The 725-nt window shown below is 74.3% G+C and carries 1 protein-coding gene; it reads left to right on the top strand.

The annotated features are described in order from the left end of the window. Nucleotides 1-172: 172 nt before the first annotated feature. A partial coding sequence (locus ROTAS13_RS25410) for a hypothetical protein (protein ID WP_139323617.1) occupies nucleotides 173-725 on the top strand: 553 nt, incomplete at its 3' end.

Here is a 725-nt window from a genome sequence, read left to right as displayed (position 1 = left end):
TTCGCCTTACGGTGGAGCTGTGCGTAGATGTGATCAAGAGACAGGCTTATTGGAGCGCCCCTTATTTCGCCATGCCGGTCTTCCGCCCGCCCCGGCTGGAGCCCGGCGGCCATTCCGGCGTTCCGCATCTGGGGCTGGACCGCCTGCTGGCCAGCCTGATCGGAGACCTGCTGTGAGCGACCCGAGGACCCCGCCCGCCGGCCCGCGCGTGATCCTGGAGGAGGAGGCGCCCTCCCGCCCGGACGAGCGGCTGGACCTGCGCTGGGAACAGGCGGTGGTGCCTGTGGCGGAGCCGCGCACCGGCGGCTGGTCCAGCCTCAGCCTCGCCGCGACGGGGGCGGCCTCGCTGATCCTCGGCCTGTCGATGCTGGACGCGGCGAATTTCGTCGCCTCGCAGTTCGAGCGCGGGCCGGTCCTGGGCGGGCTCACCCTGCTGGTGGCGGTCTTCGGCTTCGGCCTGATCTTCTGGGCCGGGCTGCGCGAGGTTCGTGCCCTGGCCGCGCTGGACGCGGTGGACCGGACGCGGGAGGCTCTGGCCACGGGCGACCTCGCCCGCGCCAAGGCGGATGCGATCCGCTGGGCGGCGCGCGTGCCCGCCGCCCGCGACACCCTGCCGGCGCTGCGCGAGGCGCCCGACATCCCCACCCTGCGCGCCCTGCTGGAGGCCGGGCCGCTGCGCGCCCTGGATGCCCAGGCCATCGCCCTGGGCCGCACCGCCTGTCTCT

Source organism: Roseomonas sp. TAS13 (assembly GCF_001950415.1).
In the GTDB taxonomy this organism is placed as follows: Bacteria; Pseudomonadota; Alphaproteobacteria; order Acetobacterales; family Acetobacteraceae; genus Roseomonas; species Roseomonas mucosa.
The sequence above is the reverse complement of the archived record's forward strand: the minus strand, read 5'-3'. Positions and strand labels throughout refer to the sequence as shown.